This is a genomic window from Rhizobium croatiense, assembly GCF_019793465.1.
GTDB classification, from domain to species: domain Bacteria; phylum Pseudomonadota; class Alphaproteobacteria; order Rhizobiales; family Rhizobiaceae; genus Rhizobium; species Rhizobium croatiense.
Genome location: NZ_JAILYJ010000018.1, coordinates 130140 through 139545, shown reverse-complemented (window position 1 = coordinate 139545; position 9406 = coordinate 130140). Strand labels below are relative to the sequence as shown.

Genomic DNA, 9406 nt, shown 5'->3' with positions numbered 1-9406 from the left:
GGGTTGGGGAGGGGTCTACCGCGCGCAAAAGCATTCCACAAAAAGAAAACCGCCCTTGCCGATCGGGGAGACTGGCAAAGACGGTTCTGGCCGCCGCATCGGGGAGACGAGGCGGTATCCTGCCTGATATCAGCGGCGGCGCAGCGCCGGGCAGCCGCGGACGTTGCCGAAGCTCATTTCGTCGGGGCCGCGGCGGGTCCAGCCCTGGACGATGACGCGGCGCGGGGTGATGTCGACGACGCGGGCGCGGCGGAGGCCGTAATCGCGGGCGAGATCTTCGGCGAGCCTTGGATCACAGCCGCGCGGCCGGCGATCGAAGCCCGGAGGCGGACGGCGGTAATCGCGCGGCGGCTCACGCTCCGGATCGCCGATAATGATACTGAACTGCGCAGCGGCCGGGACCGCGGTGCTGGCAAGGGTGCCTGTTATCAGCATGGCGGCAAGACCCGCCTTTGCCAGAAACTGCATCATCGAAAAACCTTTCGTTTTAAAGTCGGTGCGGCCAAGCCGCCGTCACCCCATCACGCCTGAGGCATCTCCGGGAATCACTTATACAGAGCAGAGAAGAGACGGCTGAAAGTGTCGCCGTCAAGGCAAAACGGCCGGCAAGCCTGGTATCAGCGCTTGCCGGCCGGGTTCGCAATGCGCCGCGTGTCTTTTTGAAACAGACAAAGGACGCTGCAGCCCGTTCGGACCGGTTCGTCAGCGGCGGATCAACGGGCAGCCGCGGACATTGGCGAAGACCATCCTGTCCCAGCCGCGGCGGTCACGCCCGGCAACGACCACGACGCGCGGCGACATGCGGGTGATATGGGCTCTGCGCAGGCCGAAGTCCCGCGCCTTGCGCACCGCATGCATCGGCGAGCAGCCGCGGATCGGGCGATGATATTGCGCCTCGACGATGAAACTCGTCTGCGGCCCGGCGGCAGCGGCCGTGGAGATCGTCGCCGGAATGGAGGAAAGGGCAAGCACTGCGGCAAGGCAAGCCTTGGTGAGGAAATGCGTCATCAGCTGTCTCCGTCGATTGGTCTTTGTTGTCTCTCCCTGAGGGGATTGTCTCGACAGTAAACGCTGCGAGCTGAATGGCGTTCGAACCGGCCATTCAGTTTGCATTCACAAGAAGATGAGCGTTTTTCGCCCGATGGGGTCGAGCGGTCATTGGCGTCCGGCGCCGCTTTCTCTCAGGAACCGAGATGCAGCACGATCTCGCGCCGGTGCGGGCGGTCGCGATGTTCGAAGAGGTAGATGCCCTGCCAGGTGCCGAGCAGCAGCCGGCCGCGCGCGACGGGAATACCGATCGACACCTGCGTCAACGCCGCCTTGATATGGGCCGGCATATCGTCAGGCCCTTCGGCCCTGTGCACGACCCAGCCCATCGATGGATCGGAGGCCGGCGGCACGAGGCGGCGGAAGAAGGAAAGAAGGTCGCTGCGCACATCCGGATCGGCATTTTCCTGGATCAGCAGCGAGCAGGAGGTGTGGCGCACGAAGACGGTGAGAAGCCCCTCCTCCCGCCCGGAGGCGCCGACGAAGGCTTCGGCCTGATCGGTGAATTCGTAAAGGCCCTGGCCGCGGGTGGCCAAGGTGAGGATTGTCTGGGGCACGGGCGCTCTCCGTCTCGCAATGATTTCTCCCGCGAGTTGGGCGCGCCATGACGGCCAAGTCAATGGCCGGCTCGGCAGGCGACGGCACCGGCGTCAGAGCTTCAGCAGCGTCTCGAAACCGCCATAGATCATCCGCTTGCCGTCGAACGGCATCTGCCATTGATCGCCCTTGAGCCGCGGATCGGCCATCACCTTGGCATTGATATCGTCGCGCTCCTGCCGGGACCGATAGGTGATCCAGGAGAAAACCACCACCTCGTCCTCCTTGGCCTGCACGGCGCGGGGAAAGGAGGTCAGCTCGCCATAGGGCACGTCGTCGCCGATGCATTCGACATATTCGAGCGCGCCATATTCCTTCCAAAGCGAGCCGGCGAAGGTCGAGAATTTCTTGTAGGCCTCGATATTCTCCTTCGGCACCGCCACGACGAAACCATCGACATAGGACATTGCACATCTCCTCGATCCATCCTCCTTAAAGCGCGTCGCATCAATTTTGATTCATGCGACGCGCTTTAGCTCTTTGTTTTGATGCATGTCGTTGTCCCGGAACCGCTGCACACTTCCGGGCGACATGCATTAGCGGGAGAGATAGGAGGTCAGCGGGGCTGGTCCAGGGGTGGAGCGGCAGGCGGGCTTCTCAGGCAGTCACGGCCCGTTCACCAGCTTGAGGATGAGCTGCTGGATATTGCCTCCATCGCCCATTTCGACCTTGTCGAAGTCTCGGCCGCGCTGGCGCTGCCGTGCGGAGATTTCGCCGAGGCGCCGCGTCAGTTCGACCCTGATCTTCTTGCAGTCAGGATCGTCGGCAGCGGTCAGGCCGATGCTCGTCGCTTCGATTTCCCTGACCATCTCCTTGATGGTCTCGCCATGCACCCGCTCATGCGCCGCAACGCCCGATATGAAACCGTCCCAGCTGGTTTTGACGGCCGGCGGCAGCGCGACCGAGGGCTTGGGCAGCGTATAGGTGATGATGAGCTTCGGCTTGTTGGTCGTGATCACGCAGGCGCTGCCCTGCGGTTCGTATTTCCGTGTCCAGGTGAGCTTGAAGGTCGTATGCGCGATCACCCGGCCGGTGACCCCGGCCTTCGGCCCGTGCTCGCCGATCGATTCGTAGAGCGCAGCACCCGACGTACCCGAGATTGCATAGGGGCGCACCTCTTCCACCGCCTGCCATCCCTCGGCCAATGCTGCCGCCGGCAGCGAGGCGAAAACCGCCGCCAACATGCAAGATATGAATTTTGCCCTCACGCGCATCCCCGAACAATGTTTTGGCGCGACCCTAACGGGAGCGGTCGAAGCTTTCAACGCATCATGAGTCGGCAATGCAATGTCCTGCCTTGGTCAAACATATCGCGGCTTCCAAGAGTGAGCGGCGGGACGGCGAAACCACGTCGATCCGGCCAGTATTTTCCATAGGCATCAATGGCTAGTCTCGGGAACAATTGTCTTCATCGGTGATTTCCCCTCTGACGCGCAGGAAAGAACATGGCTCGCTACTATTTCGATCTGCACAACGGGGAAGGTCCAACGCGCGACGAGCACGGCACCGAGCTGAAATCTCGTGAGGACATTCCAAAAGAGGTGACCCGCATCCTGCTGGATGTGGCCCGCGACGAACTGCCCGCGGGTGATCGCATGACGATCGCCGTCACCGTCCGCGACGAAAGCGGCGAACCGGTCACGGTTGCCAGCCTTGTCTTCAGCAATGAATGGCTCGACATCCTGCGATAACGGCTGGCGTCGGCCCGCGCCTCAGAAGGTGCCGGCTTCCGGAGAGGCCATTTCCTCGATGCTGTCGACGCGGTCGGGATAGAAGGCGAGATGGCCCTTGATGTTGCTGACGGCGGCATTCGGCGCCTCATAGGTCCAGACGGCATTCTCAGCGCGTTCGCCGCCCGGAATGATGCTGTAATAGGCGGCGTCACCCTTATAGGGGCAATGCGTGCGGTGATCTGTGCGCTGCAGCAGCGACATGTCGACATCCTTGCGTGGAATATATTGCACCGGCGGATAGGAGGCCTCGCGCAGCGTCAGCGCGTCGCGGCTGTCGGCGATCGTCCTGCCGCCGAGCGTGACGACGACGCGGCAGGGATTGTGCTCGACGGTGATCGGGTGATCCGGCCCGGGGATCTTGATCGATTTATCTGACATGCGGTTCGTCTCCAGAAGCGATCGATCCCGGGAAGATAGGGCGGGCAGCCGCCGGCCCAAGGTGTGAGCGCTCTGTCCCGAGCGCGATCCGCTTCAGAATTCGAAACGCGGCGATGCTGCGCTGAGCAGCGCCGCTTTCGGCGCCGCCGGCCAGGCCCTCGCCAACTGATCCCCCAGCGTTGCCACCAGCCTGCCGACATCCGCCTCGGCCGAGGCATGCAGCGCCTCGGCAACGATCAGCACCGACCGCGTCGTCTGCCGCACCGCCGAAAGCCCGCTCTGCCGGTTCGTCCAGCGCCGCGCATGCGCCCTCGCCGCGCCATCGGCGAAGATTACCTCGTTCGGCTCGGGATGTTCGATGTCGCCGCCGAAGGTCAGATAAGTCTCATCACCCGTCGCCGGCCGGACCTCGAGATCGCCGGCGATCTTTTCGACATCGAAAACGGCAATGGGAATGGCGAAGGCGAGCGAGACCGCATTGCAGAGATCGACGAGCGGATGCAGGCGCGGCAACGCGTGCTCCTGGCGGAAGCGGCGCAGCAGCGCTTCGGAGGCCGAGCGATATTGCGTCGGCTTCAACCCCATGCGGGAAAAGCCGCGCCGCCAGGCCTGGATCTCCGGAAATTCGCCTTCCTTGGCGCCGGCAAGCCTGGCCTCGGCAATCGCCCCGAAGCTTGTTATCGCCGCCTCGACATCGACATCGGCATCGATGCCGGTGGCATGGAGCGCGCCGGCGCGAAGCTCGGGAAAGGTCTGCCACAGGGCGGCGGAATGGTTGAAACGCATGGTCTATCTCCCCTCGGTCGGTTGGGTTGCGATGCGATTTCCAGCCAGCCCGAGCCCGAGCACCGCCGCAAGCACGCAGGCAATACCGGCAAGCTGGCTGAAGCCGACCGGCTCGCCGAGCGTGGCGAAGGCGAGCAGGACGGCGGACACCGGCGCGAGCGCGGTAAAAAGCGAGGCTTCCGTGCCGCTCACCCTTTCGGCCCCCGCATACCAGAGCAGGAAGCCGGCGACGGTCGGCACCAGCGCATAATAGACGACGGCAGCCGCAGCGCTTGCGGAAAAGCCGTGGGCGGAAGGCGCCTCGAACACGGCCGGGATGACGGCGACGGCAAAGCCGATGCCGGTCATCAGCGTCGATTGGGCAAGCGGTGGAATATCGGCGGTCAGCCGCTTGTTCAGCAGGATGAACAACCCCTCGCAGACGACCGCCAGTAGGATCAGCGCATTGCCGGCGAGCGACCCGCCGGCCGCATCCGGCGTGAAGGCGATCGAAAACACCCCGGCGGTCGCCAGCGCCACGGCGAGAAGCAGGGCGGGCTGCGGCCGCTCGCCAAGCAGCAGGATGGAAATTGCCGCCGAGACCACCGGCAACGTACCGATGATGACCCCGGCATCGGCCGCCGAGGTCAGGCTGAGGCCGGAGATCAGCAGCGTCGTATAGCCGACGCTGCCGGCCCCGCCCTGGATGAGGAGAATGAGGCGGTCACGGCGGGAGAGCTTCGGCAGCCGCACGCCGGTTGCCCGCATCAGCACGAGAAGGACGGGGAAAGCGAGCGCAAAGCGCGCAGCGGTGGCGGTAAACGGCGGCAGTCCGGCGGCGATGAGTTTGCTCGCAATGACCGTGCTTCCGACCGTCAGCATGGCCAGCGTCAGATAGACATAACCCTGAACCTGTCTCGACATTCCTCGCCTCCTGTTGGATGCGCCGAGAAAACAGCAGGGGCCGGTTGCGGTCTTGAACGAAATTGCAGGGGATAAAACAAAGAACTAAAGCGCGGCGGGCGGGTCAGCTCTCACGGCAAAATCCGCATCGCTGGAGGCGGCGCCTCGGCCAGCCCCATCCTTCGAGGCCCCTTTGGGGCACCTCAGGATGAGGCTGGGGAGAGGTCGCAGCCCGCGGCACGCACGATCAGCCCTCGTCCTGAGGTACGTAGGCCACGGGCCGAAGCCTCGAAGGACGAGGGTGGGTGGCTCGGCCCCGGACACCAATCGGAACTCCACCATCCCGGTGACCAAGCTCGACATGCCGGCGCCGCTCAGAGAAAGGCGCCGGCATAGAGCCGCGGCGACAGGCCGTATTTGCGCACGAAAACGCGCGTCATGTGGCTCTGATCGGCAAAACCGCTGGCAAAGGCCGCATCTGCAAGCGGCGTGCCCTGAGCGATCAACCGGCGGGCGCGATGAATGCGGGCCTGGAGGAGATAGGCATGCGGCGTCAGCCCCGTCGCCTTGGCAAAGCCGCGCAGCACCTGGAAGCGGCTGAGGCCGCTTTCGGTGGCGAGATCGGCAAGCGAGACGGCGGCAAGAGGATTGTCGTCGATCAGATCCCGCGCCGCGCGGATGGAGGCCGGCACCGGCGGCCGCTCATGGCGATCGCCCCGTTCCCACATGACATCGGCGACGAGCTGCAGGAGCAGTTGCTCTGAGAGCAGCCCGTCGGATCCGCCACCGGTGACCGCGCCAAACAGCATCTCGAAGCGGGCGGCGATCGCGCCATTGCGGATGACCGGATGGGGGATTTCCTGCCGCCCTGCCCCGCCGTCGATGTCCCGCGACAGGCTGGCGACGATGACGGGATCGAAATAGAGCATGCGCCACGATCTGCCTGCGCCGATCGGCGCGCCGTCATGCACCTCGTTCGGATTGACGGTGATGATATCGCCGGCCGCAGCCTCGACCATGCCGCGCCCGCTGAGCGACTTCTGCGCCCCTGATGAGACGAGGCCGATGCCGAACTGCTCATGCGTGTGCCTGCTGAAGCTGTGATGCGTTGCCGCTTCCACCGCTTCGACGCCGGCCAGCGCCGAGCGCAACATCCTGAACTGATTTTTCGCCATCATCCGTCCGCAGATCCGATGCCGGCCATCTTGCCAGCCGGACGGAGCGGGCGCAACGCTTGGCAAGCGCCGCGCGTCTTTGAAGCGTCAGAAGAACTCGTCGAGCAGCTGGTAATAATCGAGGCGCGCCGGATCCGGCGCCGTCAGCCCGTAACGATCGAGGAAGGGCTGCACCAGCGCCGCACCGAAATTATCGGCGATGCTGCGGCAAGCGAGCGCAATATCCTGATAGCGGTCGGCGACGCCGAGGCGGCTGCAATCGATATAGCCGGAGAATTGGCCGCCGGAGGCGACGAAATTGGGCAGGCAGGCATCGCCATGGGCAACGACGAGATCCTCACGGTCCGGCCGCCGGCCTTCGAGTTCGGCAAACAATGTTTCGGCGCTCTTTCCGAGCCGCGTCTCGTCGAAATCGGTCTCGTCGACGATCCCGGCCTGCATGCGCGCTCCTGCGGTCGGCAGGCGCTTTTCCAGACGATGATCGAACGGGCAGGAGGCGATCGGCAGGTGATGGAGATCGGCAAGTGCGGCCGCCAGCAGTTCGACACGCGCCAGCGGCGTCAGCGCCGATGCGCTGGCGAGATCGGTTCCCGGCAGGGCGCCGATTAGCAGCCAGTCGCGCTCGCCGTCGCTTTCCCGCGCAATCACATCGGGACATGGCAGGCCGGCGGCCTTGAGCCAACCGAGCCGGGCCGCTTCATCGGCAAGCTCGCCGAACGGCCCCGCCGCCTCGACCTTCAGATAGAGGGCCGGCAGGCCCTCGCCTTCCAGCCGGAAAACGCTTGCCGCGGAACGGCCGAGCGCATCGCGTTCGAACCGGTAGCCGGAGAGCCGCTCGCCAAGCGCTGCCGGCAATGTCTTGGGAAATGTCAATGCAGTGTTTCGGCGGGTGCTGCTTCGAGCAGGATCTCGAAAGCCTCTTCGAGCGCCGCCACCAGAATATCGGTCAGCTCGTCGCCCCTGTTTTCCAGGAACAGCGCGCTGACGGCTTCATCCTGACACTCCAGAAAACGCTCGATCTCGTTCGACATATCATTGTCCCTTCTTCACCGTACCATCACGGCCATAGGGAGAGGCTAGATGCGGTTCCTTGCGTGTGGCTTGTTGCGGGCGGGAAAGATCACGGCGCGCTTTAGTCATCAATATCATACTTCGAATACTGGCTGCGGGGGATCGGCCCACCGACCTGGTGGGCAAAGGACATCACTTTGGTAGCTCCCTCGTCCACCTCGCAGCGGAAACGAACTTGGAACCAGCCCTTGGCTGTGCCAAAGGCCGCATCCTTCACATCGAGAATGGTACCGGCTCGCAACCCGAAACTCGGCAATGCGAGCGGAAAATAAGCCGGCGAACCGTGAATAAGCTGGCCCTGAAGCTCGGTGGTGCAGAGCGTGGCCACTCGCTGTTTGCGTGAAAGACCATCCATCGCGGTTTGCGCAAACAAATTGCCATCTGCAGCCCGTGAAAACAGCGTTTTTGCCTCGAGCAGATCCTTGGTGTCGGGCAGCGTTTTCAGCTTCTCAGCGCTCTTCTGCTCAGGCGGCTTGGCCTGTTCGAAGGTGGTATTGGCTTCGCCGGACGCTTCTGTCGGCGGTCCGTTTCGCTCCGGAGAAACGTCCATCACAGCCACTTCCGGAAGCTTCACATCATCCGGTACGGGTTTTGATGCTGGCGCCTCAGTTTTCGGCTCTTCCGCAACGGCCTTTGCAGGCACCTGCTCCAATGGTCGATCGCGCTGCGGCGAAGTTGTCGCCGGTTTTCTTTCACCCTCGGAAGAATTTCCCGCCAGGAATTTGTCAGGGCCGCTATTTTTGCCCCCGAACTCGGTGACAGGGTTGAGAGTCGGCATCGGCCTCGGTTTAGCTTGCTCGGAAGCCTTCTTTGCCGGCGGCGGAGGAGGAGGTGGTGGCGGTGGCGGTTGCTTCTTCGCCTGTTCCGGCGGCTTCGGCTCCGGCGGTTTTTCCTCGGACTTTTTCTCTTCCGGCTTCTTCTCCTCCGGCGGCGGAACCAGCTCCACCTTGACGCTCTCGTCTTCAGGAGGCTTCGGCTCGATCTTCGGCAGCCCGAAAATCAGAAGGGCAATGAGCGGCACATGCAGAAGCACGGACGCGCCGACACCCCAGCGGAGTTCAGGCCGCTGTTTTGCCGCTTCATGCGCTTCTGCCGGTTCGACGTCTTCTTCTGTCACAGCAGCGATGTGGCCTTTAAAGCCGGCAGCATCAAGCCACAAATACAAAAAACCGCGTGATCGCCGCCGCAACGATTGGCGGCAGGCCACCATCATTCAGCGCCACGGTCTCCGGAGAGCCGTGCCTTGGTATCCGAATCTGGTTTGAGCAGTGGTCAGCCCAGCGAGCCGATGAGATCCCGATAGGCAGCCTCCGGGAACGCCTTCAGCGTCTCGGTGCGGACATTACCCGCCATGGCGAGCGACAGCGTAAAATGCGCCATCACCGCGTCGTCGGGCGCCTCGCAGACGGCGACCATGTCATGTCCGCCCATCGTCAGATAGAACTGGTTGATGGAGCCGCCGACGCCGGCGAGCAGTTTCTTCGCCGCGTCAAGCCGTTTTGCCGAGTCGCGAACAGTCCGGATGCCTTGGTCCGTCCAATCGATCAAAAGAATGTAAGTGGTCATGTCGCACCTCCCGACGGAGGATCGCTCACGCAGGCATACGATCTCGCGTGTGTCGCGATCGATCCTTTCCCCGTGGCCGGATTATAGCCCTGTCACCAAACAGGGACAAGAAAGCCGCCGCGATCATTGGTGTTAATCACAAAGCAAAAGCCGGGCACGGGGCCTGGCTCT

Annotated in this window: 14 protein-coding genes; 1 reads left to right on the top strand and 13 read right to left on the bottom strand. The window is 63.5% G+C overall.

Annotated elements, in window-relative coordinates:
- Positions 1-129: 129 nt before the first annotated feature.
- From K6M89_RS25550 to K6M89_RS25530, 5 genes are all read right to left on the bottom strand, one after another.
- Positions 130-471, bottom strand: a complete 342-nt coding sequence (locus K6M89_RS25550; protein WP_097578705.1) for a hypothetical protein — start codon at positions 469-471, stop codon at positions 130-132.
- Between the two features lie 231 nt (positions 472-702).
- Complete coding sequence (locus tag K6M89_RS25545) at positions 703-1008, bottom strand: hypothetical protein (RefSeq protein ID WP_038690266.1); 306 nt, start codon at positions 1006-1008, stop codon at positions 703-705.
- A gap of 173 nt (positions 1009-1181) precedes the next feature.
- Entirely contained in the window at positions 1182-1604 is a 423-nt protein-coding gene (locus tag K6M89_RS25540) for a secondary thiamine-phosphate synthase enzyme YjbQ (protein WP_222141430.1), read from the bottom strand.
- A 93-nt stretch (positions 1605-1697) separates the two neighbouring features.
- Positions 1698-2051 carry a DUF1428 domain-containing protein gene (locus K6M89_RS25535; protein ID WP_222141429.1) on the bottom strand — a complete coding sequence of 118 codons (354 nt, stop codon included), beginning with the start codon at positions 2049-2051 and terminating at the stop codon, positions 1698-1700.
- A gap of 198 nt (positions 2052-2249) precedes the next feature.
- Positions 2250-2858, bottom strand: a complete 609-nt coding sequence (locus K6M89_RS25530) for a DUF922 domain-containing Zn-dependent protease (RefSeq protein WP_222141428.1) — start codon at positions 2856-2858, stop codon at positions 2250-2252.
- Between the two features lie 231 nt (positions 2859-3089).
- Between K6M89_RS25530 and K6M89_RS25525 the strand changes: the two genes are divergently transcribed.
- Positions 3090-3335 (top strand): DUF6894 family protein, encoded by a 246-nt coding sequence (locus K6M89_RS25525; RefSeq protein ID WP_064684279.1) that lies wholly within the window; start codon positions 3090-3092, stop codon positions 3333-3335.
- A gap of 21 nt (positions 3336-3356) precedes the next feature.
- On the opposite strand, the gene K6M89_RS25520 is transcribed toward K6M89_RS25525, so the two are convergent.
- The 8 genes from K6M89_RS25520 to K6M89_RS25485 form a co-directional block, all read right to left on the bottom strand.
- A complete protein-coding gene (locus tag K6M89_RS25520; protein ID WP_010026790.1) occupies positions 3357-3755 on the bottom strand; it encodes a DUF427 domain-containing protein in 399 nt (132 codons plus the stop codon).
- Positions 3756-3848: 93 nt separating this feature from the next.
- Positions 3849-4541, bottom strand: a complete 693-nt coding sequence (locus tag K6M89_RS25515) for a B3/B4 domain-containing protein (protein WP_222141427.1) — start codon at positions 4539-4541, stop codon at positions 3849-3851.
- A 3-nt stretch (positions 4542-4544) separates the two neighbouring features.
- Complete coding sequence (locus K6M89_RS25510) at positions 4545-5444, bottom strand: DMT family transporter (protein WP_222141426.1); 900 nt, start codon at positions 5442-5444, stop codon at positions 4545-4547.
- Between the two features lie 353 nt (positions 5445-5797).
- Positions 5798-6598 carry an AraC family transcriptional regulator gene (locus K6M89_RS25505; RefSeq protein ID WP_222141434.1) on the bottom strand — a complete coding sequence of 267 codons (801 nt, stop codon included), beginning with the start codon at positions 6596-6598 and terminating at the stop codon, positions 5798-5800.
- An 87-nt stretch (positions 6599-6685) separates the two neighbouring features.
- Positions 6686-7471, bottom strand: a complete 786-nt coding sequence (locus K6M89_RS25500) for an APH(3')-II family aminoglycoside O-phosphotransferase (RefSeq protein ID WP_097578691.1) — start codon at positions 7469-7471, stop codon at positions 6686-6688.
- The gene (locus K6M89_RS25495; RefSeq protein WP_222141425.1) at positions 7468-7629 is read right to left on the bottom strand and encodes a hypothetical protein; all 162 of its coding nucleotides are present in this window, start codon (positions 7627-7629) and stop codon (positions 7468-7470) included. Before K6M89_RS25495 ends, K6M89_RS25500 begins: the two co-directional genes overlap by 4 nt.
- A gap of 101 nt (positions 7630-7730) precedes the next feature.
- Positions 7731-8828: a DUF930 domain-containing protein gene (locus tag K6M89_RS25490; protein ID WP_222141433.1), complete on the bottom strand. Its 1098-nt coding sequence runs from the start codon at positions 8826-8828 to the stop codon at positions 7731-7733.
- A gap of 113 nt (positions 8829-8941) precedes the next feature.
- A complete protein-coding gene (locus K6M89_RS25485; RefSeq protein ID WP_097578689.1) occupies positions 8942-9235 on the bottom strand; it encodes a GYD domain-containing protein in 294 nt (97 codons plus the stop codon).
- Positions 9236-9406: the final 171 nt, after the last annotated feature.